Annotated in this window: 21 protein-coding genes and 2 pseudogenes; 7 read left to right on the top strand and 16 right to left on the bottom strand. The window is 58.5% G+C overall.

The genetic code is table 11. From position 1 onward, the window contains the following. Nucleotides 1-167: 167 nt before the first annotated feature. The 6 genes from AC3IX4_RS09575 to ltnD form a co-directional block, all read right to left on the bottom strand. Entirely contained in the window at nucleotides 168-1,271 is a 1,104-nt protein-coding gene (locus AC3IX4_RS09575; protein ID WP_489261185.1) for an IS110 family RNA-guided transposase, read from the bottom strand. Nucleotides 1,272-1,621: 350 nt separating this feature from the next. Beyond that, nucleotides 1,622-2,404, bottom strand: a complete 783-nt coding sequence (gene otnI, locus AC3IX4_RS09570; RefSeq protein ID WP_489260301.1) for a 2-oxo-tetronate isomerase — start codon at nucleotides 2,402-2,404, stop codon at nucleotides 1,622-1,624. A gap of 22 nt (nucleotides 2,405-2,426) precedes the next feature. After that, nucleotides 2,427-3,890 carry a GntT/GntP/DsdX family permease gene (locus AC3IX4_RS09565; protein ID WP_489260300.1) on the bottom strand — a complete coding sequence of 488 codons (1,464 nt, stop codon included), beginning with the start codon at nucleotides 3,888-3,890 and terminating at the stop codon, nucleotides 2,427-2,429. A gap of 176 nt (nucleotides 3,891-4,066) precedes the next feature. After that, nucleotides 4,067-4,705, bottom strand: a complete 639-nt coding sequence (gene otnC, locus AC3IX4_RS09560; protein ID WP_489260299.1) for a 3-oxo-tetronate 4-phosphate decarboxylase — start codon at nucleotides 4,703-4,705, stop codon at nucleotides 4,067-4,069. Beyond that, nucleotides 4,702-5,994 (bottom strand): 3-oxo-tetronate kinase, encoded by a 1,293-nt coding sequence (gene otnK / locus AC3IX4_RS09555; RefSeq protein WP_489260298.1) that lies wholly within the window; start codon nucleotides 5,992-5,994, stop codon nucleotides 4,702-4,704. Before otnK ends, otnC begins: the two co-directional genes overlap by 4 nt. A 10-nt stretch (nucleotides 5,995-6,004) precedes the next feature. Continuing rightward, nucleotides 6,005-6,973 carry an L-threonate dehydrogenase gene (gene ltnD, locus AC3IX4_RS09550; protein WP_489261262.1) on the bottom strand — a complete coding sequence of 323 codons (969 nt, stop codon included), beginning with the start codon at nucleotides 6,971-6,973 and terminating at the stop codon, nucleotides 6,005-6,007. Nucleotides 6,974-7,322: 349 nt separating this feature from the next. Here ltnD and AC3IX4_RS09545 point away from each other — a divergent pair, with 349 nt between their 5' ends. From AC3IX4_RS09545 to AC3IX4_RS09535, 3 genes are read left to right on the top strand one after another with little or no spacing between them, the layout of a single operon-like run. Further along, nucleotides 7,323-8,336: an iron ABC transporter substrate-binding protein gene (locus AC3IX4_RS09545; protein ID WP_489260297.1), complete on the top strand. Its 1,014-nt coding sequence runs from the start codon at nucleotides 7,323-7,325 to the stop codon at nucleotides 8,334-8,336. 4 nt (nucleotides 8,337-8,340) lie between these two features. After that, nucleotides 8,341-9,927, top strand: a complete 1,587-nt coding sequence (locus AC3IX4_RS09540) for an ABC transporter permease (RefSeq protein ID WP_489260296.1) — start codon at nucleotides 8,341-8,343, stop codon at nucleotides 9,925-9,927. Next, the gene (locus tag AC3IX4_RS09535) at nucleotides 9,924-11,006 is read left to right on the top strand and encodes an ABC transporter ATP-binding protein (protein WP_489260295.1); all 1,083 of its coding nucleotides are present in this window, start codon (nucleotides 9,924-9,926) and stop codon (nucleotides 11,004-11,006) included. Before AC3IX4_RS09540 ends, AC3IX4_RS09535 begins: the two co-directional genes overlap by 4 nt. Nucleotides 11,007-11,031: 25 nt before the next feature. Here the strand turns inward: AC3IX4_RS09535 and AC3IX4_RS09530 are convergent, their stop codons facing one another. Both AC3IX4_RS09530 and AC3IX4_RS09525 read right to left on the bottom strand, forming a co-directional pair. After that, nucleotides 11,032-12,159 (bottom strand): GGDEF domain-containing protein, encoded by a 1,128-nt coding sequence (locus tag AC3IX4_RS09530; protein ID WP_489260294.1) that lies wholly within the window; start codon nucleotides 12,157-12,159, stop codon nucleotides 11,032-11,034. Between the two features lie 106 nt (nucleotides 12,160-12,265). After that, on the bottom strand, nucleotides 12,266-12,649 hold the full coding sequence (locus AC3IX4_RS09525; RefSeq protein WP_489260293.1) for a GFA family protein: 384 nt from the start codon (nucleotides 12,647-12,649) through the stop codon (nucleotides 12,266-12,268). Nucleotides 12,650-12,999: 350 nt separating this feature from the next. Between AC3IX4_RS09525 and AC3IX4_RS09520 the strand changes: the two genes are divergently transcribed. Next, nucleotides 13,000-13,242: a DUF6429 family protein gene (locus AC3IX4_RS09520; RefSeq protein WP_489260292.1), complete on the top strand. Its 243-nt coding sequence runs from the start codon at nucleotides 13,000-13,002 to the stop codon at nucleotides 13,240-13,242. 183 nt (nucleotides 13,243-13,425) lie between these two features. Here the strand turns inward: AC3IX4_RS09520 and AC3IX4_RS09515 are convergent, their stop codons facing one another. The 3 genes and pseudogenes from AC3IX4_RS09515 to AC3IX4_RS09505 all read right to left on the bottom strand — a co-directional run. Beyond that, nucleotides 13,426-14,058 carry a hypothetical protein gene (locus tag AC3IX4_RS09515; RefSeq protein WP_489260291.1) on the bottom strand — a complete coding sequence of 211 codons (633 nt, stop codon included), beginning with the start codon at nucleotides 14,056-14,058 and terminating at the stop codon, nucleotides 13,426-13,428. Between the two features lie 8 nt (nucleotides 14,059-14,066). After that, nucleotides 14,067-14,357 carry a hypothetical protein gene (locus AC3IX4_RS09510; RefSeq protein WP_489260290.1) on the bottom strand — a complete coding sequence of 97 codons (291 nt, stop codon included), beginning with the start codon at nucleotides 14,355-14,357 and terminating at the stop codon, nucleotides 14,067-14,069. A gap of 227 nt (nucleotides 14,358-14,584) precedes the next feature. Beyond that, a pseudogene (locus AC3IX4_RS09505) lies at nucleotides 14,585-14,716 on the bottom strand (site-specific integrase); the annotation flags it as partial. Between the two features lie 102 nt (nucleotides 14,717-14,818). Between AC3IX4_RS09505 and dusA the strand changes: the two are divergent. The 3 genes from dusA (at nucleotide 14,819) to AC3IX4_RS09490 (ending at nucleotide 17,595) form a co-directional block, all read left to right on the top strand. After that, nucleotides 14,819-15,829 carry a tRNA dihydrouridine(20/20a) synthase DusA gene (gene dusA, locus AC3IX4_RS09500; RefSeq protein WP_489260289.1) on the top strand — a complete coding sequence of 337 codons (1,011 nt, stop codon included), beginning with the start codon at nucleotides 14,819-14,821 and terminating at the stop codon, nucleotides 15,827-15,829. Between the two features lie 141 nt (nucleotides 15,830-15,970). Then, nucleotides 15,971-16,897, top strand: a complete 927-nt coding sequence (gene tal / locus AC3IX4_RS09495) for a transaldolase (protein WP_489260288.1) — start codon at nucleotides 15,971-15,973, stop codon at nucleotides 16,895-16,897. Between the two features lie 158 nt (nucleotides 16,898-17,055). Continuing rightward, on the top strand, nucleotides 17,056-17,595 hold the full coding sequence (locus AC3IX4_RS09490; RefSeq protein WP_489260287.1) for a DUF1523 family protein: 540 nt from the start codon (nucleotides 17,056-17,058) through the stop codon (nucleotides 17,593-17,595). A 65-nt stretch (nucleotides 17,596-17,660) separates the two neighbouring features. Here AC3IX4_RS09490 and AC3IX4_RS09485 read toward each other — a convergent pair whose 3' ends face one another. The 5 genes and pseudogenes from AC3IX4_RS09485 to AC3IX4_RS09465 all read right to left on the bottom strand — a co-directional run. Then, complete coding sequence (locus AC3IX4_RS09485; protein ID WP_489260286.1) at nucleotides 17,661-18,239, bottom strand: TerD family protein; 579 nt, start codon at nucleotides 18,237-18,239, stop codon at nucleotides 17,661-17,663. Nucleotides 18,240-18,286: 47 nt separating this feature from the next. Next, nucleotides 18,287-18,862: a TerD family protein gene (locus tag AC3IX4_RS09480; RefSeq protein ID WP_489260285.1), complete on the bottom strand. Its 576-nt coding sequence runs from the start codon at nucleotides 18,860-18,862 to the stop codon at nucleotides 18,287-18,289. Nucleotides 18,863-18,893: 31 nt separating this feature from the next. Then, nucleotides 18,894-19,892: a TerC/Alx family metal homeostasis membrane protein gene (locus AC3IX4_RS09475; RefSeq protein ID WP_489261261.1), complete on the bottom strand. Its 999-nt coding sequence runs from the start codon at nucleotides 19,890-19,892 to the stop codon at nucleotides 18,894-18,896. 44 nt (nucleotides 19,893-19,936) lie between these two features. Continuing rightward, the gene (locus tag AC3IX4_RS09470) at nucleotides 19,937-20,386 is read right to left on the bottom strand and encodes a tellurite resistance TerB family protein (RefSeq protein WP_489260284.1); all 450 of its coding nucleotides are present in this window, start codon (nucleotides 20,384-20,386) and stop codon (nucleotides 19,937-19,939) included. 45 nt (nucleotides 20,387-20,431) lie between these two features. Continuing rightward, nucleotides 20,432-21,040 (bottom strand): annotated as a pseudogene (locus AC3IX4_RS09465) (TerD family protein); the annotation flags it as partial. Nucleotides 21,041-21,296: the final 256 nt, after the last annotated feature.

Here is a 21,296-nt window from a genome sequence, read left to right as displayed (position 1 = left end):
TGATCGGCTTCTGGCCAACATTCAATAAGCTCGCGGTATGCCAATTACGTTAAGGCCTCAAGGGCCAGTAGGAGCACAGGCATCAATCCGCGACGGTCTGACCTGGGGTCAATGTTCTTTAGCAAGGGTTGGAGCGCTTTAACGCCCCGGTGGCAGAACTCTGTGGATCAGTGACTCATCGTCGCCTCCTGGACATTGCCCATGTGGCGACGATAGGTCTGCTCGGTTTTCAGTAATACCCAGACGATGCGTAGGGTACGGTTGGCCAATCGGACGGCCGTTTCCTTGCGACCCAAGCGACACAGCCAGCGCAGCAAGCGCCGGTCATCGGGTTGTTCCGAATCAGGCCGCACCTGTCTCAAGACCGCATGCGCGCCCTGGATCGCCAGGCTGCGTAGGTAGGCGTCGCCCTGCTTGCTCATCTTGCCCAGCCGGATTTTCTGTCCGCTGCTGTGCTGAGTGGGCACCAAACCAAAGTAGGCGGCAAACTGGCGTGCGTTGGCGAAGCGCTCAGGCTCGACCTGCTTGGCCAGCAGCGCGGTGGCGATGATCGGACCGATGCCACGCACCGTCATCAACCTTTTTGCCGTCTCATCCTGCTGTGCAGCCGTTTCCAGCCGGCCGGTCAATACGCTGACGCGCTCGCCCAACTGGCTCCATTCGCCGAGCAGCTCAGCAATCAGCTCGCGCAGCAGATCCGGCAGCGGCTGGGTGGCATCCTCGAGTATCCGCGGCACCACCCGGCTGATCGCCGCCTCACCTTGCGCCAAGGCCACGCCATGCTCGAGCAGCAAGCCACGCATCTGATTACCCATGGCCGTGCGCCGCCGCACATAGCCCTGGCGGGCGCGATGCAGTGCCTGCATGGCCAGCGCCGCGGCACTTTTGACCGGCACTGAGACAATCCGACTATCTCGACCCGCCCGCAAGATCGCATGTGCATCGTTGCGATCATTCTTCGGCCCGCTGCGATGATCGGCCACATGCTGCGCAGGCAGGATCCGCACCGGGTTGCCTTGGGCCTGCAGCAACCGCGCCCATGCCTGAGCGCCTGGGCCTGTTTCCATCAGCACCATGACGCTCATGGGCAGTTGGCGAAGAAACGCCTGGAAGGCTTCGCGCGATTTGATTCGGTCCTCGTACACCACTTGGCCCAGGGCGTTTTCCCCGGCCACCTGGAAGACCCTCTTGGCAAGATCTACCGAGACGGTCGAACAGGTTGCTAGGTCGGCTGAAGACAAAGAGTGATTGTTGGTCGTATGCTTTTTCATGGGCTCGCCCTCGCTGTCGTTGGCTTCTTTATAGATGCCACCGTGGCGCATAGACGCCTCGGTTGGGGCGAGTCCATGTAATTACCGATCGTGTAGGAGCCAGCCTTGGCGGCGATAGCCACACCGCGGTGCATCAGGCAAACCGCGGCGCATTCATCGCGGCTAAAGCCGGCTCCTACCGATCGTGTAGGAGCCAGCCTTGGCGGCGATAGCCACACCGCGGTGCATCAGGCAAACCGCGGCGCATTCATCGCGGCTAAAGCCGGCTCCTACCGATCGTGTAGGAGCCAGCCTTGGCGGCGATAGCCGCACCACGGTGCATCAGGCAAACCGCGGCGCGTGTAGCCGGATCAGAGCGCTTTCCAGTCTCGAAGCCACTGCAGGCCCACCGAGGTATCGCCCTTGGGCCGATACTCGCAACCCACCCAACCGTCATACCCCAGCTTATCCATTAGCGCGAACAAGTACGGGTAGTTCAGCTCGCCCAGGTCGGGCTCGTGGCGTTCCGGCACGCCAGCGATCTGGATATGCCCGATGCCGTCGAAGTCCCGGCGCAGTTTGGTGGCAATGTCGCCCTCGACAATCTGGCAGTGGTAGCAGTCGAACTGCACCTTCAGGTTGCTGGCGCCGACTTCCTTGCAAATCGCCTGGGCCTGGTCCTGGCGGTTGAGGAAGAAGCCTGGCATGTCGCGGGTGTTGATCGGCTCGAGCAGCACGGTCACACCGACCTTAGCCGCTTGCGCCGCGGCATGGGCCAGGTTTTCCAGGTACACGCCGTGGTGGCGCTGGCGGTCGCTTTCCGAGGGCAGCAAGCCGGCCATCACATGAACGCGCGAGTTGCCCAGCACTGCGGCGTATTCCAGCGCACGCTCAAAGCCGCTGCGAAACTCCGCTTCGCGGCCCGGCAAACTGACAATGCCCCGCTCTCCCGCCGCCCAGTCACCGGGCGGCGCATTGAACAGCGCCTGGACCAGGCCGTTGTCGCTCAAGCGCTGCTTGAGCTGTTCGGCGCTGTAGTCGTACGGAAACAGGTATTCCACTGCTTCGAAGCCGTCAGCCGCCGCGGCGGCAAAACGGTCCAGGAAGTCATGCTGGGGGTACAGCATGCTGAGGTTGGCAGCAAAACGAGGCATGGTAGCTCCTTGGAAAAAAGCGTCAGACAAATGGCCAGATCAGCAAGGTAATGCAGAAGCCCAGGGTGCCCAACAAGGTGGTGATCACGGTCCAGGTCCGCAGGCCGTCGGCCACGTTCAAACCGGCGAGCTTGGTGAAGATCCAGTAGCCGGCATCGTTGATGTGCGACATCGCCAACCCGCCACCGCCCATGGCCAGGCACAGCAGGGCCATGTGGTTGGGGGTCAGGTTCAAGGTGACGATCAGCGGGCTGATGATGCCCGCGGTGGTCACCAGCGCCACGGTGGTCGAACCCTGTACCGCACGCAACAGCATGGTCAACAGGAAGCCCAGCGCCAGCACCGGCAGACCGGTGGTACGCAGCAGGTCCGAGACCACGGCACCGATGCCGGTGTCGACCAGCACTTTACCGAACACACCGCCGGCACCGGCAATCAGGATCACCATGGCCACGCCCGGCAAGGCCGAACCGAGCACATCGGACACCTGGGAGCGGCTCCAGCCCCGACGCGAACCCAACAGCCAGGCACACACCAGGGTGTCAATCAGCAGCGCCACCAGCGGTGCACCCAATACGGTCATGACGCCACGCACGGTCGATTCCGGCGGCAGCAGCGAGGTCGCCAAGGTGCCCAGCAGAATCAGGATGATCGGCAACAGGATCAGGCTGACGATCAGACCAAAGCCCGGTGGCGGTGCCGGTGGCAGCTTGGCTACGATGGCGCTGGTCGACTCTTCAAGGCCCATGTGCGAAGCGGCTTCGACGGCCCGAGGGCTGCTGCTGCCGTTTTCACCGGTGGTCCAGGCGGCCAGGTCTTCGTTGGTGACGTGCGGGCCATAGACTTCGGCGCGGATGTCATCGGTCATCGGGTAGAAACGACGGGTCATGATCCCCGACACGCGATAGCCGACGTAGCACAGGAAGGCGGTCATCGGCAGGCCGAACATCAACACTCGGCCCAGGTCCGCGCCCAATTGGCTGGCAGCAGCCACGGCGCCCGGATGCGGCGGCAAGAAGGCATGCACGGTGAGCAGCGCGGCGCACATCGGCAGCGCGAACATCAGCAGTGGCTTGCGCGCCCGACGTGCCACGCCATAGGCCAGCGGCATCAGGATAATCACGCCCACTTCAAAGAACACCGGCACACCGATGATGAAGCCGGCGATGGTCAGTGCCAGCGGTGTGCGCCGGTTGCCAAAGCGTTCGATCAGGGTCTTGGCCAGCGCCTCGGCACCGCCCGACAGCTCGATGATGCGCCCGATCATGGCGCCCAGGGCGATGATGATCGCGATATGGCCCAGGGTCTTGCCCATGCCGCCTTCGATGGTGGCGACCAGGTCGGCCGGTTTTACCCCGGCCACCAGCGCCACCAGGATGCTGACCAGCATCAGCGCGACGAAGGGTTGGAACTTGTATTTGAGGACCAGGAACAACAGCAGCGCGATGCCCACGCCAGCGGTTGCCATCAGCAGCATCGGGCTCATGGCCGACCTCCCGCGCAACGGCTCGAAGCCAAGAATGTACAAGCAGAATCGAAAATGCAGCAGCGAACAGAAGTCATGCTGGAATGTCCTGTTGTTATTGTTTTCCAGGCACGCCCGAACCTTCGAGACAGAAGGTTCGGGCCTGCACTATAGAAATGTAGGGTTAATTCGGCGCCTTACCACTGCGCGCCGAAGGTGTCTCGCAACTCATCGAGTGCTGCCTGGTCCAGCGGTGCAGGCTTGGGCTCGCTCATCAACCACAGGCGGGCGGTTTCTTCGAGCTCCTCCAAGGCGTAGCTGGCCTTGGACACTGAGCTTTCCCAGACCACCGGCCCGAGGCGTTCGAGCATCACGCCGCGCACGCTGTTGGCCAGTTGGGCAACCTGCTCGGCGACCTTGGGCGAACCGGGGCGCTGATAGGCAATCAGTGGGATATGGCCGACTTTCATCACCTGATACGGCGTCAACGGCGGCAAGATATCGTCTGCCTGCCAGACACCGGCCAGGGTCAGGGCCACCAGATGAGTGGAGTGGGTATGCACCACACCGCCGACACCTGGGTTGCGGTCATAGACCTGGCGATGCAACGCCAGGGTCTTGGACGGCTTGTCGCCGCTGACCCATTCACCGGCCAGGTTGACCTTGGCGATTTGCGCCGGGTCCAGGCGGCCCAGGCAGACGTCAGTCGGCGTGATCAGCCAACCGTCGTCCAGCCGCGCGCTGATGTTGCCGGCACTGCCGACGGTATAGCCACGGGCATAAAGGCTGCGGCCAACCTCACAGATTTCTTCGCGCAATGCGCTTTCGTTGCTCATTGCAGGTCACCGGCCAGTTGCTTGAGGGCCTTGCTGAAGAAATCACGCGCACCGAAGTTGCCGGATTTCAGCGCCAGGGCCAGTGGCTGCTCACCACTGCTGACGGTGGCCGGTACACCCGGATCAATCTGCGCGCCAATCTGCAGGAGGCTGACATCCAGTGCCTGCACCACGGCGCCGGAGGTCTCGCCGCCAGCGATGACAAAACGGCGCACACCGCTCTGGCGCAAGCCTTGAGCGATGGCACCAAACGCTTGCTCGACCAGCGTGCCGGCCTGCTCGACGCCCAACTGCTGCTGCACAGCCTTGACGTCCTCCGGCGAGCTGGTGGCGTAGATCAGCACGGTCTGTTCGTTTTCGCGAGCAAAGGCCAGTGCCTGCTCGACCACCGGCGCGCCTGCGGCCAGGGCCAGCGGGTCAATGCGCAGGGCCGGGCGACCGGCTTCAAGCCAGGCCGCGACCTGGCCGTTGGTAGCGACCGAAGCACTGCCAGCCAAGACGACTTCCCCGCCCTGCACTGTCGGCACTTGGGCGGCATTCAGATCGCGCAGCTTGCCAGCGCGACGGAAGTTTTCCGGCAGGCCCAGGGCCAGGCCTGAACCGCCGGTCAGCAGAGGCAGATCGGCACAGGCCGCGCCGAGGGTATAAAGGTCGGCATCAGAAACGGCATCGGCGATGGCCATGCCAGTGCCCTGGGCACGCAGCTCGGCAATGCGCGCACGCACCGCGTCCACACCCTTGGCGACGCTGTCATAGCGCAACAGGCCAACCGGCAAGGTGGTCTGGGCTTGCAGCACGCGCACCAGGTTAGCGTCGTCCATCGGCGTGAGGGGGTGATGCTGCATGCCCGACTCGTTCAGCAACTGATCCTGGACAAACAGGTGGCCACGGAAAATCGTGCGGCCGTTTTCCGGGAAGGCCGGGCACGCCAGGGTGAAATCACTGCCCAGCGCCTTGAGCAAGGCTTCGCTGACCTGGCCGATATTGCCCGCCGCGGTGGAGTCGAAGGTGGAGCAATACTTGAAGAAGATCTGCTCGCAGCCTTGCTCGCGCAACCAGGCCAGCGCCGCCAGCGACTGCTCGATGGCCTCGGCTTGCGGCAAGGTCCGCGACTTGAGTGCAATCACGACGGCGTCGGCGTCAAGCCCGGCCGCGGCGTCGCCACTGGGGATGCCGATGCTCTGGATAGTGCGCATACCGCCACGTACCAGCATGTTGGCCAGGTCCGTTGCGCCGGTGAAGTCATCGGCGATGCAGCCCAGCAAAGGGCGTACCTTGGAAGGGTTCATCAAAGGCTCCTCACTCGGACTCGGGCTTGGCGGTCGGCAGGTCGATACCTGGGAAAATCTTGATCACGGCCGAATCGTCTTCACGACCAAAGCCGGCGCTGGAGGCCTGCATGAACATCTGGTGGGCGGTGGCCGACAGCGGCAGCGGGAATTTGCTGGCGCGGGCGGTATCGAGCACCAGGCCCAGGTCCTTGACGAAGATATCCACGGCCGACAGCGGCGTGTAATCAGCCTTGAGGATGTGCGGCACGCGGTTTTCGAACATCCAGGAATTACCGGCGCTGTGCGTGATCACTTCATACAGGGCATCGGCATCGACGCCTTCGCGCAGGCCCAGGGCCATGGCTTCGGCGCTGGCGGCAATGTGCACACCGGCCAGCAACTGGTTGATGATCTTGACCTTCGAACCCAGGCCGTGGACGTCGCCCAGGCGGTAAACCTTGCCGGCCATGCCTTGCAGCACGGCTTCGGCCTTGGCGTAGGACGCCGCAGGGCCGGAAGTCATCATGGTCATTTCGCCCGCGGCGGCCTTGGCGGCGCCACCGGAAATCGGTGCGTCGAGGTACAGCAGGCCGGCTTCGGTCAGACGCTCGCCCAGCTCTACCGCGTAGGTCGGCGCCACGGTGGCACAACCGATCACCAGGCTGCCCTGGGCCAGTGCAGCCACCGCGCCCTGCTCACCAAACAAGACGGTCTCGGTCTGCTCGGCGTTGACCACCACGGTGATGACTACATCGCAGGCAGCGGCCAGTTGTGCGGGTGAAGCGCAGGCTACGCCGCCTTCGCTGGCGAACTGCTCGGTGACGGCCGCTCGGACATCACAGGCATGCACATTAAAGCCTGCGCGCAGCAGCGAGCGAGCAATACCCAGGCCCATCGCGCCCAGACCAACAACACCGACGTTCTTGTTATCCATGAGGACTCCAGAGAATTCAAAGACTGTTGCCCACCGCGCACCACGGCGGGGCTGTAGGCAGATAATCCTCCAGTGAGCGGATTATGTGAAGTATTTTTTTCGCATAACATTTTTTAACATCGGGTATTTTAACGCCACCACCTTTTCCGGCGCTCTAGCCCGCATTTCATGGGGGATGGTGCATCAGCCTCCTTAACAGATCACAACGTCCGAACATGCTTGTTCGGTTTGCCTGATGATCCGAGGTGCGGCCATCGCGGCGCAGTTCGGCGGATGTGCGTGGTGATGGCAGGGGTATCCATTGGCCATGACTTTCCATCGGTTTTAACGAGTTTTTCTCAATCGCTGCTCTACAGTCTCCTAGAATCAAAATGCAAACAATTCGCTTTGATCAGCAGGAGTTGCCCCTAGCATGACTTCTCGTATTCCGTTGTTTTTCTCCAAGGCTCTACTCACGACCGCCCTGCTCGCTGCCGGTATGGCGAATGCCGCAGACTCGCCGGGCATTGTGGTTTATAACGCCCAACACGAGAGCCTGACCAAGGCCTGGGTCGAAGGCTTCACCCAGGAAACGGGTATCCCGGTCACATTGCGCAATGGCGATGACACCGAGATGGGCAACCAGTTGGTTCAAGAAGGCACCGCCTCGCCTGCCGATGTCTTTTTGACCGAAAACTCACCGGCCATGGTGTTGGTCGACAACGCTGGATTGTTTGCCCCCGTCGCCCCCACCACGCTGGAGCAAGTCGGCGCTCCCTACCGCCCGGCTCATGGCAAATGGGTCGGCATTGCTGCGCGCTCCACCGTGTTTGTCTACAACAAGGACAAAGTCAAGGAAGCCGACCTGCCAAAATCCATGATGGATCTGGCCGACGCCAGCTGGAAAGGCCGCTGGGCCGCCTCGCCTGCGGGTGCCGATTTCCAGGCAATTGTCAGCGCCATGCTCGAACTCAAAGGCGAAAAAGCCACACTGGACTGGCTCAAGGCAATGAAAGCCAACGCCACGATCTACCGCGGTAACAGCGCAGTGCTCAAGGCGGTGAACGCCGGGCAGATCGACAGCGGCGTGATCTATCACTATTACAGCTTCGTCGATCAGTCCAAGACCGGCGAAAACAGCAAGAATACGAGCTTGCACTACTTCAAGCACAAGGACCCGGGCGCCTTTGTCAGCCTCTCCGGGGGTGGCGTGCTGGCCTCCAGCAAACATCAGGAACAAGCCCAGGCGTTCCTGAAATGGATCACCGGCAAGGACGGCCAGGCGATCCTTAAAGACGGCACGTCATTCGAGTACGCTGTGGGCAAAGGGGCGGCCTCCAATCCCAAACTGATGCCGCTCGACCAGCTCGACGCGCCTGCAGTCGACGCCTCGCAACTCAACAGCAAGAAAGCGGTTGAACTGATGACCCAGGCGGGGCTGTTGTAAGCCAATGAACGAACACCTGTCTTTGCCGGACACCGTCGAGGTCGCAGCGCCCATACCGCTGCGCCGTCGACGCAAGGGTGGCAAGTGGATCGTGGGGCTGTCGGTATTGGTGTCATTACTGGCCTTGATGCCGATTGCCTTTGTCTTCGGCGTAGCCCTGCAAACCGGTTGGGAGACCATCGTCACCCTGGTGTTTCGACCCAGGGTCGGCGAGCTGTTGGTCAATACCGTGCTACTGGTGCTGTTCACCCTCCCCCTGTGCATTGGGTTGGGGCTTGCCCTGGCCTGGCTGACCGAGCGTACCGACTTACCTGGCCGGCGCCTGTGGTCGTTGCTGGCCACCGCCCCGCTGGCGGTGCCGGCCTTCGTTCATAGCTATGCATGGGTCAGCCTGGTGCCGCCCATTCACGGGTTATTCGCTGGGGTACTGGTGTCCGTCATTGCCTATTTCCCGTTCCTTTACCTACCGATTGCCGCCACCCTGCGGCGCCTGGACCCGGCGATCGAAGATGTCGCCGAATCGCTGGGGCTCAAGCCATGGGCGGTGTTCTATCGCGTGGTGCTGCCGCAACTGCGGCTGGCCATTTGCGGCGGTGCCTTGTTGGTGGGCCTGCACTTGCTGGCGGAGTACGGCCTGTACGCGATGATTCGCTTCGACACCTTCACCACGGCGATCTTCGATCAGTTCAAATCGACCTTCAACGGCCCGGCGGCCAATATGCTTGCCGGGGTACTGGCGCTGTGTTGCCTGGCCATGTTGACGGTCGAATCGGCTGCACGCGGCAAGGCTCGCTATGCCCGAGTCGGTTCCGGCAGCGCCCGATTGCAACGGGTGACGGTGCTGAGTGCAGAAACCACTGCTGTAGCCTTGTTGCTGCCGGTTGTTACCAGCCTGCTGGCGCTTGGCGTTCCACTGGTGACGCTTGGCCGTTGGCTGGTTGCAGGTGGCGCTGAAGTCTGGCAGTGGAGTGAGCTGCTGCCCGCCCTGGAGCAGACCCTGTTGCTGGCCACCGTCGGTGCAGGGCTGACCACCTGTGCCGCCGTGCCCATCGCCTGGCTGTCGATCCGCTCCCCAGGACGTCTGCATCGCGTGCTGGAAAGCTGCAACTACATCACCAGCTCCCTGCCTGGCATTGTCGTTGCGCTGGCGTTGGTGACCTTCACCATCCAGGTTGCCCGGCCGATTTATCAAACCCTGATCACCGTACTGCTGGCGTACCTGCTGATGTTCCTGCCGCGTGCCTTGGTGAGCTTGCGCGCTGGCATTGCCCAGGCACCCGTCGAACTGGAGAACATGGCCACAAGCCTGGGCCGTACACCGGGCCAGGCATTGTGGCTGATCACTATGCGCCTGGCCGCACCCGGTGCTGCCGCAGGCGCTGCGCTGGTGTTCCTGGCGATCACCAATGAACTGACCGCCACCTTGCTGCTGGCCCCCAACGGCACCCGTACCCTGGCCACTGGCTTTTGGGCCATGACCAGCGAAATCGACTACGCCGCCGCGGCGCCCTATGCGCTGATCATGGTGCTGCTGTCGCTGCCGCTGACCGGGCTTCTCTATCACCAATCCCAACGCATGGCAGGCCGATGAGCGCCCTGGAACTGAACTCACTGTACAAGTCCTTCGGCCCGTTGGCGGCCCTGGAAGACGTTAACCTGTCGGTGCCCACCGGCAGCCGTACCGCTATTGTCGGCCCCTCAGGCTCAGGCAAGACGACCTTGCTGCGCATGATCGCCGGCTTCGAGTTTCCCGACACCGGGCGAATCGTCCTCAATGGCCGCACACTCGTCGATGGCCGCCATGAAGTGCCGGCCCATCAACGCCAGATCGGTTATGTACCGCAAGACGGCGCCCTGTTCCCGCACATGACCGTGGCCGGCAATATTGGCTTCGGCCTGCCCGGCACAGCCGCCAGCAAACTGCCGCGCATTGAGGAATTGATGGACCGTGTGGCGCTGGACCGCCGCATGGCGCAGCGCTGGCCCCATGAGCTTTCGGGCGGCCAGCAGCAACGCGTGGCGCTGGCGCGTGCGCTGGCCCAACAACCGCAACTGATGCTACTGGACGAGCCGTTTTCGGCACTCGATACCGGCCTTCGCGCCTCCATGCGCAAGATGGTCGCGCGGCTGCTGTCCGATGCAGGTGTCACCACGATCCTTGTGACTCACGACCAGGCCGAGGCGTTGTCCTTTGCCGACCAGTTGGCGGTGATGCGTCAGGGCCGCCTGGTGCAGGCCGGCGCCCCGATGGACCTGTACCGCTGGCCGAAGGACGAGGAAACCGCGCTGTTTCTGGGCGATGCGGTGGTGATGCCGGCCTGGATCGAAAATGGCCGGGCCGCCTGTGAGCTGGGGCTGTTGCACGTCAATGGCAGCACCGCGAAGGGCCGGGCGCGGATCATGTTGCGTCCGGAACAGCTACTACTGTCCAGCGAGCAGGGCGTCCTGGAGCGCAGCCCAGGCTGCTTCGGCGTGGTGATTGATCGCGACTTTGGTGGCAATACATGCACCCTGACGGTGGAGCTTGAGGTACCGCCTTCCGATGCCCATGGCACTCCCATGAACCGCGCCTTGCTGGTACGCAGCTCCAGCCTCGACAGCCCGCCGACCGGAAGTACCGTGCGTATTACGGCGCTGGGTGAGGCGCATGTGTTGGGGGCAGCTACTTAAGCGCCAAGGCCAGAAGACAAGCCCGTCATGACGAGTGAATCCCGCTAGCCACAACCACCTGATTGCGGCCTTGGGACTTGGCTCGGTACAACGCCTTGTCCGCACTGTTCATCAACGTATGCAGGTCGATGTCAGTTGTATCGGTTGAAGCAACCCCCAGGCTGGCCGTGACCACGGCCGGCTGAATGTTCAGTTGCGCGATGCTTTGCAGCAACTGTTCGGCCATGTCCTGGGCCGCCTCAAGGGTGGTGCCCGGCAGAAGAACAGCAAACTCCTCGCCCCCCAACCTGCCATAGACATCCGATTGGCGAAAAGAGGTACTCAGCACCCCACCTACCTGGCGCAGAACCTGATCACCGGTCTGGTGGCCATAGGTGTCGTTGATGTGTTTGAAATGATCCATATCCATCATCAGCGCACACAGTGGCCGCTGATCATGTTTGCAATCGTTATAGAGACGCTGAGCCTGCTCGAAGAAGGCACGGCGGTTATTAACGCCGGTAAGCTCATCAATTTGTGCCGCCAGGGTGGAAATCCGTTGGGCCTGCTCCATCTCCCGGGTCAGGCGCAACGAGGAGTCCAGGGCATCGGACAGCTTGCGCGAAGCGTTGATCAGGAACAACGAGAACACCAGCGTGGCCAGCCCCATGCCCCATTGCTCCTTGGCCGGTTGAGCCAAGAGCCACAGGGAACTGGGTAACAGCACCAAGCCGATGGACGCCGCTGTCATGGCGCGAAAAGGCGAATAGTAGGAGACCGCGCCCACGGACATCCCAACGGTGAAAAGCAATACCAACGCCTGGGCCAGCGTGTCTTGGGGCGGCATGATGGCCAGCGCCCCACCGCCCCAGATTCCGGCTGACAACACCAGGGTCAGCCAGTATCGGCGCTCCCAATTCTGCGGTGTTCGTTCGCTATCGGGGCAGCGAAAATAGCCTCGAAACATCGACAGGCGCAGCATCGTGGACGCCGCCAGCAAGCCCAGCCACCCCAGCATCGGGGTATGATCGAATCGATCCCAGAGCAACCAGCAGAGCATCAGCGCCGCTAGAAAACTGCCAAATACTGCCGCCACAGACTGGCGGAACAGCTGATGTAGTCGATCCGTGCGCACTTGCTCGGCGATGCTCAATTCCTGATCGTAGCAACCCATGTGAAGAGCTCGGTGATGAAACGACGAAAGCGGATTATGGCAGCCCTCCGGCAAGTCCACCAATCACCGGCGCCAGTGCGGCGCTGAAGCAGCGTAGCCTTCAATGTCAGTCCTTGAGCTCGTACCAGTGGGCCTTCGACTCGATGCAGGCGTGCTTTTGCTTGTATACCGCCAGCGGTGTATCCAGGGTGGCGATAGCAATAGAAATCCAATCCGACCACGGCCCGCCAGCATCGGACCAGAACAGGGACGAACCGCAATGGGAGCAAAATTGGCGAGTGATGCCAGGAGAGGATTCGAACCCCTTGAGTGAGCCTGAATCTGCGGCGATCGAGACGATTGATCGAGGCGCACTGGCATAGGTGGCAAAAGCAGCCCCGTGTCCTTTTTGGCATTTGCTGCAATGGCAATGGGTGACAGCCTTGAGTTCGCCGGATACCCGGTACCTGATGGCGCCGCAGAGGCAACTGCCTTGGTGGAGGGGCTGCATGATGGAGAGCTTCCTTATGCCGGGTTTCGGTCAACCGATGAAATGAAAAGAATAAAAGCCTGTTCGCTAGACAACACGCCTGGTGATCCTGGGCACCACCACTTCCCACTGCTGACACTTGTGCCGGGAACGGTATTGCGCTGCACAATACGCAGTCGGTGGCCGACTATGAAGCGTTGCTGCCGTGGAACTGCTCACCGGAAATGCCACAATAAACACGAGGACCACCTTGCGGTAGGTGTGGTTCATGGAGGGCATACGATCGATCTCTCCAGTCTCGATCAGCGCCTGAAGCAACACCGTGAACATAAACTCGACGATACCTGTTGAATACGCGCGGAGCGACGATCATGGAATACGACGACAAACTGATTGAAGAAGCCGTACTTGCCCTGTTGGCAACCTTCAGTTTCGACAACGGCAATGCCTGGAAAGGGTTCGACTTCGAGACCATGAACCGATTACATGAACAGGGTTTCATCAGTAATCCGGTGAGCAAGACAAAATCGATCTGGTTGACCACAGAAGGGCTGGAGCGAGGTCGGCAGATAGCCGACCGATTGTTTGGGCACGAATCCGATTCGGCTACCTGATAGCAGTAAATCAGGTGACGATACAAAGGAATTGGTCGCTGGATGTGGGCGTAAACCAGCAAGCTGCCAGATCGACAAGTCCACCGGTACATGTCATCGGGCAGGGGCTTGGCTGTTCAGCGACGCGCCTGAGGGCGCCACCCCTAGTGCTCATCTCTAGGCCCGCTTTCACGGGTCTAGATGTCACATCGCTACTCGGGTCAACCTTTGGAGATCAGAAATGACGGCGGGGTTCCTCGCCTCGAGAACATCTTCCTGAATTTGGGAAATGACAGATTTCAGCAGCTCGGTTCGATTCATATGGGTCGCTTCGAGCAGGACTTCAAAATCGTCAGCTACGCAGTGATTGACTTTCATCGAAAGGCGTTTCATAGAGCATGAGTGCACCGTGTAATGTGTCGTCATATGCTCATTTAGGGACTTGGTAAACTCATCGTGGACTTTATGTAGATTGTTCGCTGCGTTTGCCTCCACCAGCTCTCGGAAGTAGTAACTAAGAAACAACTTCCGCACCTGCACTCCCGCTTCTTTTGTGACCGAATGCATCGCTGCATCCAGAACATCTAGATAGACAGCAGGCAAACGAGCCTCAATAGAGGTCAGTTGCTGCTTCCTGGCCTCTTTAATAGACGGAGTGGATTGAGCAGGTATAGCGACTACTGTGTCGCAAAGGGTGCAAACGCCAACCAGTATATCTTTGGCCTCGCCATGCCCATCGCTGAACGGGACGTTACGGCGGAGGTACTGTGTCGTGACAACCTGCTGGCAGTGCTCGCAAAGGGCCTTACCGTGATCGCCTTCCAAGAGAAGCTTCATGTCTGCACTCACCGATGTACGCTGATGAACCACGCGTTTGGATCGATAAAATAGAATTTTATGTACCAGGACCCAGTCTTCAGTACGTGGACCTCGATGCTGGGGACGGAGTGATGCGGGCTGCAGCTATGATGCGTTCCGTTGCACTTCTTGATGATGTCGACTACCTCCTGGGCTGAAACCTCACCAGTCGCCAGGAGATTTTTGACATCGATCGCAGCGCGGGCAGCATGCTGATAGTCACCCATCTCCAGAGCCGCAATCACATCGTGTTTGGCTTTTTTGAAGCCCTTTTCCATAGCGATCCCTAGAGCGTACGAGGATTATCGTACACTTTCCGCACGACATCTAGCCGCGTTTTTTGTAGATGCCATTTCGAGAGGTCAAGAAATGGCTGACTTTTTCCAGAAAAATCTGCCAGAACCGCTCTCTAACGCCGAGATTTACGGGGGCTTTTTTGATTTTCGAGCCAAGCCCAGCCTACAAGCCCCCCTCTACCTCCCGAAATCTCCCGTCGCTTTACTCAGGCTTGGGCAGCCGGCTTGCGGACGAATGCCTGACACTCTTGGTAAACTATTACACCTTTGTTTTTAAGACGGATCTGGACCGTATAGCTGACCGATCCGTCGGCCTTCTTTCTTGCTCTAATGGTTGCCATCGTGTCGGTGGTACAAGTGAGAAATGGATTGGTACAACGTACCACCGAGCCGTCAAAAAACCCTGTAAACACCATAAAATGGTACAAAACACGTAGAGCAAAATGTCAGATAAATCAGCCTCAAACCCATGTACTACAAGCTCTGCGCTGTCTCGCAGGTTTTCTGTCGCGCCCATGATGGATTGGACCGACCGTCACTGCCGCTTCTTCCTGCGCCTGCTGTCCAAAAACGCCCTGCTCTACACCGAGATGGTCACCACCGGCGCTCTGCTGCACGGCGATCACGAGCGTTTCCTGCGCCACGACGACACCGAGCACCCTCTTGCCCTGCAACTGGGCGGCAGCGTACCTGCCGATCTTGCCGCCTGCGCAAAAATGGCCCAAGACACGGGTTATGACGAGGTGAACCTCAACGTCGGCTGCCCCAGCGACCGGGTGCAGAACAATATGATTGGGGCGTGCCTGATGGCCCACCCGGCGTTGGTGGGCGATTGCGTGAAAGCCATGCAAGATGCGGTGTCGATTCCGGTGACGGTCAAGCACCGCATTGGCATCAATGGCCGGGACAGTTACGAGCAGTTGTGCGATTTCGTGGGCCAGGTGCGCGAAGCCGGTTGCCGCAGTTTTACCGTGCATGCCCGGATTGCGATTCTTGAAGGGTTGTCGCCCAAGGAGAACCGCGAGATCCCGCCCCTGCGTTATGACATCGCGGCGCAGTTGAAGGCGGATTTCCCGGACCTTGAGATCGTGCTCAATGGCGGGATCAAGACGCTGGCTGAATGCCAGGAGCATTTGCAGACGTTCGATGGTGTGATGCTGGGGCGCGAGGCGTATCACAACCCTTATGTGCTGGCCGAAGTGGATCAGCAGTTGTTCGGCAGCCACGCACCGGTAATGTCTCGTTTCGAGGCGCTGCAGCAATTGAAACCCTATATCGCCGCCCATCTGGAGTCCGGTGGAGCCATGCACCATATCACCCGCCATATCCTGGGCTTGGGCCAGGGTTTTCCGGGGGCGCGCAAGTTTCGGCAATTGTTGTCGGTGGATATTCACAAGAGCAAGGACCCGCTGGCGCTGCTCGATCAAGCCGGGATGATTCTCGAGGGGCGTTAACCGACAGGGCGTTCGGAACCCAGGCAGGCCCCTTGCACTCCAAGCGTTATTACCCCTATCGATGCCACTGCCTACCGCAGCTCTTGAGCGGCCGGCAGTGCTCGGGTAATGTCGTCTAAACGCAAAGGACAGAGCACGCACATGACCTCCAAGCTGGAACAACTCAAGCAGTTCACCACTGTGGTCGCCGACACTGGCGACATCGACGCCATCTCCCGCCTCAAGCCGGTCGACGCCACTACCAACCCATCGCTGCTGCTCAAAGCCGCCGCCATGCCAGGTTATGCCGAGTTGCTGAACGATTCGGTGCGCGACAGCAAGGGCGACCTGGGCCTGGCCTGTGATCGTTTTGCCGTAGCCGTCGGCAGCGGAATCCTCAAGGTGATTCCAGGTCGGATTTCTACTGAAGTGGACGCACGACTGTCGTTCGATGAGCCAGCGCTATTGGCCAAGGCTCGTCAATTGATCGAGCTGTACGAGAAAGCCGACGTTGGCCGTGATCGCGTGTTGATCAAACTGGCGTCGACCTGGGAAGGCATCCGCGCTGCCGAGAAGCTGGAAAAAGAGGGCATCCAGACCAACCTGACACTGCTGTTCTCGTTTGCCCAGGCAGTGGCTTGCGCCGAGGCGGGTGTGTTCCTGATCTCGCCGTTTGTTGGCCGTATCTATGACTGGTATAAAAAAGCCAATGGCACTGACTATGTCGGCGCCGACGATCCGGGCGTGCAGTCTGTAACTCGTATCTACAACTACTACAAAGCCAACGGCTACAACACCGTAGTGATGGGCGCCAGCTTCCGTAACATTGGCCAGATCGAACAACTGGCCGGCTGTGACCGCCTCACCATCAGCCCTGAGCTGCTGCAGCAACTGTCTGAGGATACTGGCACCCTGGCTCGCAAACTCGCGCCAGGCAATGTCGGTGAGCCACGCCAGCATCTGACTGAAAGCCAGTTCCGCTGGGAATCCAACGAAGACGCCATGGCCACCGAAAAACTGGCTGAAGGTATTCGCCAATTTGCTCGCGACCAGGAAAAGCTGGAGAAGCTGCTGGCTTCAAAGGCCTGACGATCAGCATAGAAAAGGGCGACTCAGGTCGCCCTTTTCTTTACGTACAAATCCCTAATCATTTCAGTAGATGTCTGTGACGATTTAAACTATCAAGTCGAGTCCCCGGCTCTTTCGATTTAAGGCAGAATTCCAACCATCAAAAATGGAGTGCTTATATGAAGTGGTTGAAGGGTTTGATGGTTGGGGCAGTTTTGCTAGTCGTGGGTATCAGCGCGCTGGGGCTTTACTACGTACTGCCCAGGCATGAAGTTGTCTTGATTACTGGCGTTGAAGTCAAACGCATGGACAATGATGGTGTCATCAACGCCGAGAACCCCGCAGACGGCCCGACACGGGATGTCTACTTCATCAACACCGAGAACCCGGATTCAAAAAAGGTGGTTGTCTATCGCAACGAAGACACAGGCTGGAGTTTCCCGTGGTATTTCAAGTTTGACTCAGCAGATATTCAGGCTAAAGCTCAGGGCTATTCGCGCAACCCCGAACAGCTGGCGCTCATTCGCCACTATGGCTGGCGCATTCAGATTCTGTCAGCTTTCCCCAACATTACCTACATCGAGGCTACAGACAGCCGCGAACAGCCATTCCCATGGTTCAACACGCTATTCTTCGGGCTTGTTACCGTAGTTTTCTTGGCGCTATTCATTCCGGTACGCCGTCGCTTGAAAAAACGTAGCGAATTAGCTCAACGCTGATTTGAACCTCAAAAAAGACCAAAGAAAAAGCCCCGATATCGGGGCTTTTTCAATGAGCGTGCAGGCTAAGCGATACTAACGCCATGCGCCTCGGCCAAAGGCTTCAGGCCTCCGACAAAACCTTGACCGATGGCCTTGAACTTGAATTCCTCGCCAGCCCGATAAAGTTCGCCGAAAATCATGGCTGTTTCATTCGAGGCGTCTTCGCTCAAGTCATATCGCGCCAACTCGCTACCGTCAGCCTTGTTTACGACTCGAATGTAGGCATTGGACACCTGACCGAAGCTTTGCTTACGTTCTGCTGCATCGTGGATCGTGACTGCAAAAACCAGCTTTTTAACCGAGACACCCAAGTTATTTAGCCCGACAGTGACCTGCTCGTCATCGCCATCACCGGTTCCCGACTGATTATCGCCCATGTGCTGGACCGACCCATCAGCGGATAACGTGTTGTTGTAAAAAATGAAGCTGGCGTCATCCAGTACTTTGCCGTTCTCGCCCACAATGAAAACCGAAGCATCAAGATCAAACTTGGAGCCATCCGTGACACGTGGGTCCCAGCCCAGCCCAACGACAACCTCGCTCAACCCCGGAGCTTCTTTACTGAGCGAAACATTGCCGCCCTTTGACAGACTTATCGCCATTTGCACATTCCTTAATTTTTCATTTCGACCTGACTCAAATGCAGCCGTCAGAAGCTCATGCCATAGGAGTTGGCCAATGCTTTCAGGCCACCGGCGTAACCTTGACCGACGGCGCGGAACTTCCATTCGCCGTTGTGTCGATACAGCTCAGCGAAAACCATCGCGGTTTCGATCGACGCATCTTCAGCCAAATCAAAGCGCACGACTTCCGCACCCGTAACCTGATTGGCAACGTGGATGTACGCGCCTTTTACCTGCCCGAAATTCTGTCGACGAAGATCGGCGTCATGAATAGTGACAACGAAAGCGACCTTATCAATGTCCTCTGGGACCAGACTCAAGTCGACCATCAAGACTTCATCATCACCATCACCCTCACCGGTACGGTTATCCCCAGTATGTACAACCGAGCCATCAAGACTTTTCAACTGATTATAAAAGATAAAGTCGGCGGCACTTCGAACCCTGTCGTTCGCTCCCAACAGGAAAGCGCTGGCGTCCAAGTCAAACTCCGTGCCATCAGTAGCGCGAGGGTCCCAGCCGAGCCCAATCAATAGTTTCGTCAAGCTCGCATCAGTTTTGCTCAGGGAAAGATTGCCACCTTTCTGTAGCGTCAGTGTCATCAGTGAAACTCCTTGTAGTCAGCGTTGCCGCTCAATTACTTTCAGATTGAATGTCTTGTCTTTCTGGGAAGATCAAACTCGCAACGACACCGACAGCGAGCACAACCATGACAATCATCAAACTGGTGTTGGCGCCAATGGTGTAACCATGCTGGAATAGATGATCAGTCGCATTCAAACCCAGTTTGATAGCGATAAAAAACAACAGCGCAATAACGGCTTTTTCAAGATGCACCAGGTAACGCTTCAGCGCTTCGAGGACGAAGTACATGGTGCGTAGACCCAGAATGGCGAAAAGCATGGCCGAATAGACAATCAGCGGTTCGCGGCTCACGGCGATAATCGCCGGAACAGAGTCAAATGCGAATAGCACATCCGACACTTCGGCTACGACCAGACAAAGAAAGAGTGGTGTCGCGAACACCGTACCCTTCGCCGCCAATGTCATGCCTTTGTTCTCTGGCTTTTGAAGTTCGACCTGCAGGTCCTTGCGGGTGACGAAAAATTGGTTACCGTACAACTTTGGCCACACGGGAAAAAGCTTCTGCGCAAAACGATAAGCCATGTGTCGAGAATAGTCCGGCTCCTGATCGTCATCAGCACCCGCCCTCAGCATCATGACGGCCGTCCACGCAACGATTAAGGCAAATACGACCTCGACCCACGGACCAAAGGCCAGCAGACCAGTCCCCACAGCAACAAAAAAGCCACGGAAAACAATAGCGCCGATAATGCCCCAGTAAAGCACTCGATGACGCAAGCCATCAGGTACTTTGAACCAGGTGAAAATCGCCATGAACACGAAAAGGTTGTCTACGCTGAGTACTTTTTCGAGTGCGTATCCTGTCACAAACAGGCTTGCCACTTCAGCGCCATGCTGAATATACAAAAAGCCTGCGAATGCCAAAGATATTGCGATCCAGAATATCGACCAAACGGATGCCTTGGTTAACGACACCGGCTTGTCACCGCGATTGCTTACCATATCCAGAAGCAACGCCCCCACTGCAATGCCCACAAACACGGCCATGGTCAAGGGTGGGAAACCGATTTGTGTTTCCACGGTACTGACTCCTACAATTCGAATTCAGATGGATCAAGGCCCAGCTCAAGACAGATCAAGCGGCAGGCTGCTTTTTCCAGGTCATCGAAATCACCGTCCGCCGCACCCACCGAGCAAACAACACGAACCAACAGCCGAGCGGCGCCTTCATTGCCTCTTATCTTGCCAACAACCTTCAGGGCCTCAGCGCGGCCAATCTGTGCATCGAAGTCAAACTTTGCGCAATGAGTGGAAAACGAATCAATTACATCTGACAGTTCAAAAACCTTAAGCTCCTCAGAGTTCTTGATAAACCCCACCATCTTGGTTTTTTCGACCGACGAGATATCACCGTCTGCGGCCGCGACAATGGCGCAACCGGCGGTTGTCGCCTGCATAAAATCTTTATTCTTGAACTTAGTGATTTCCACGGTCAGCTTTTCGCGAGCCATTGCCGCGCTCGATTTAATCCAGCCCAACATGCGAGTTCCTTTCAGAGAGGGGGGGATGTAGCCCCGCCAAGACTTTTATTTAGAGCCGGTGGTCCAACGCATTCCCCAATCGTAGGCTTTGTCCATCGTCGCGTGCCCCGAATGAAAGTTCACACACCGAGATACTTTGACTGCGCCGTTGACGTTTTCCAGCAGGGCGATTGCACAAACCTTGTCTTTGCCACCTTCCTCATTGAGGCGTACCTCGATGTCCGGCTGGCCGGGGATATGGATCGTCACCACCGCATCGGTTTGTTTCCAATTGGGCGCGCCATCGTAGATGAAGGCATAGATCAGCAAACGGCGAACCTCACCCCATTGGGCGCCATTGATGTGCAGCCACTCGCCGCCCGCCAGCGAACCCGTTCTGTCATCGCCAATCAATTGGACATAGGGCGCTGCATCGAGACTGCCGAATGAGTTCCCCAGGGCTTGGACCGCCCCCTTGCTGCCGTTTTGCAGTTCGAACAGGCAGCCCACGTCGAGATCGATCGTTTTGTTGCGCGAAAAAAAGCCTCCAGCCTTTGCCGGACTCCAATTGAGATTGACCTTGATTTCACCAAAGGTCCCAGTGTTTTTTTCGAGACTGATCGAAGGACGCTCCTTGTCGAGCGTTACCTTACTCAAGCTGATGGAAGACTTTGCTGTCACAGAATCTGGATGGTGGTTGGAGTTAAGCACCATGACTACCCTCTTGGATATATAAACTTACAACTACCGAACGGAAACTATCGACGCCCCAGCAAATCCCGAAAAACAGAACCCGCGAGAAGCCATTTATACCAACCCTTGTGCGAAGCGATAGTACCAGCTCAATACTTAATTGCACGCAATGAAAAGAACTGAATCAATTGAGCACATAAACCCCACAACCCACCACCACCAAATACTATTTCTCACT

The sequence above is a fragment of the Pseudomonas sp. KH_021 genome (genome assembly GCF_057838865.1).
This window is presented reverse-complemented; position numbering and strand designations above follow the sequence as displayed.

Bases quoted from the DNA above. Each gene is read 5' to 3' on its own strand.
- AC3IX4_RS09575 (WP_489261185.1), bottom strand. From the start codon at position 1,271: ATGAAAAAGCATACGACCAACAATCACTCTTTGTCTTCAGCCGACCTA.
- otnI (WP_489260301.1), bottom strand. From the start codon at position 2,404: ATGCCTCGTTTTGCTGCCAACCTCAGCATGCTGTACCCCCAGCATGAC.
- AC3IX4_RS09565 (WP_489260300.1), bottom strand. From the start codon at position 3,890: ATGAGCCCGATGCTGCTGATGGCAACCGCTGGCGTGGGCATCGCGCTG.
- otnC (WP_489260299.1), bottom strand. From the start codon at position 4,705: ATGAGCAACGAAAGCGCATTGCGCGAAGAAATCTGTGAGGTTGGCCGC.
- otnK (WP_489260298.1), bottom strand. From the start codon at position 5,994: ATGAACCCTTCCAAGGTACGCCCTTTGCTGGGCTGCATCGCCGATGAC.
- AC3IX4_RS09545 (WP_489260297.1), top strand. From the start codon at position 7,323: ATGACTTCTCGTATTCCGTTGTTTTTCTCCAAGGCTCTACTCACGACC.
- AC3IX4_RS09540 (WP_489260296.1), top strand. From the start codon at position 8,341: ATGAACGAACACCTGTCTTTGCCGGACACCGTCGAGGTCGCAGCGCCC.
- AC3IX4_RS09535 (WP_489260295.1), top strand. From the start codon at position 9,924: ATGAGCGCCCTGGAACTGAACTCACTGTACAAGTCCTTCGGCCCGTTG.
- AC3IX4_RS09530 (WP_489260294.1), bottom strand. From the start codon at position 12,159: ATGGGTTGCTACGATCAGGAATTGAGCATCGCCGAGCAAGTGCGCACG.
- AC3IX4_RS09525 (WP_489260293.1), bottom strand. From the start codon at position 12,649: ATGCAGCCCCTCCACCAAGGCAGTTGCCTCTGCGGCGCCATCAGGTAC.
- AC3IX4_RS09520 (WP_489260292.1), top strand. From the start codon at position 13,000: ATGGAATACGACGACAAACTGATTGAAGAAGCCGTACTTGCCCTGTTG.
- AC3IX4_RS09515 (WP_489260291.1), bottom strand. From the start codon at position 14,058: ATGAAGCTTCTCTTGGAAGGCGATCACGGTAAGGCCCTTTGCGAGCAC.
- AC3IX4_RS09510 (WP_489260290.1), bottom strand. From the start codon at position 14,357: ATGGAAAAGGGCTTCAAAAAAGCCAAACACGATGTGATTGCGGCTCTG.
- dusA (WP_489260289.1), top strand. From the start codon at position 14,819: ATGTCAGATAAATCAGCCTCAAACCCATGTACTACAAGCTCTGCGCTG.
- tal (WP_489260288.1), top strand. From the start codon at position 15,971: ATGACCTCCAAGCTGGAACAACTCAAGCAGTTCACCACTGTGGTCGCC.
- AC3IX4_RS09490 (WP_489260287.1), top strand. From the start codon at position 17,056: ATGAAGTGGTTGAAGGGTTTGATGGTTGGGGCAGTTTTGCTAGTCGTG.
- AC3IX4_RS09485 (WP_489260286.1), bottom strand. From the start codon at position 18,239: ATGGCGATAAGTCTGTCAAAGGGCGGCAATGTTTCGCTCAGTAAAGAA.
- AC3IX4_RS09480 (WP_489260285.1), bottom strand. From the start codon at position 18,862: ATGACACTGACGCTACAGAAAGGTGGCAATCTTTCCCTGAGCAAAACT.
- AC3IX4_RS09475 (WP_489261261.1), bottom strand. From the start codon at position 19,892: ATGGCCGTGTTTGTGGGCATTGCAGTGGGGGCGTTGCTTCTGGATATG.
- AC3IX4_RS09470 (WP_489260284.1), bottom strand. From the start codon at position 20,386: ATGTTGGGCTGGATTAAATCGAGCGCGGCAATGGCTCGCGAAAAGCTG.